This window comes from Ruminococcus sp. AF20-12LB (genome assembly GCF_003478985.1).
GTDB lineage: Bacteria > Bacillota > Clostridia > Lachnospirales > Lachnospiraceae > Blautia_A.
The window spans coordinates 1-370 of sequence record NZ_QUGH01000040.1 but is presented as its reverse complement, the minus strand read 5'-3'; the positions used below and the strand labels follow the sequence as shown (position 1 = coordinate 370).

Genomic DNA, 370 nt, shown 5'->3' with positions numbered 1-370 from the left:
AAAAAGACCGGCAGAGAGATTTCTTGGGATCGATTTTGCCATGCAGGGAATGTGTGTATTTTCTACAGGAGAAAGAGCCGGGTACCCTATGTTTTACAGAAAAGCAGAGAAAAAACTTGCAAGAGAACAGAGAAAGCTCTCCCACTGTGAAAAAGAAAGCCGGAACTATCAGAAACAGAAAAAAAGAGTAGCTTTATGTCATGAAAAGATAAAAAACCAGAGAAAAGATTTCCAGCATAAGCTCAGCAGGGAGCTTGCGGAAAGATATGATGCAGTATGTGTGGAAGATCTGAATATAAAGGGAATGTCCGGAGGGCTGCACCTTGGGAAAGGTGTGCAGGATAACGGGTACGGGCAGTTTCTGTTCATG

General features: G+C 43.0%; 1 protein-coding gene. It reads left to right on the top strand.

Annotated features, from left to right (window positions below; all coding sequences use genetic code 11):
• The coding region (locus DWX61_RS19485; RefSeq protein WP_286188098.1) for an RNA-guided endonuclease InsQ/TnpB family protein at positions 1-370 on the top strand (370 nt) is incomplete at both ends.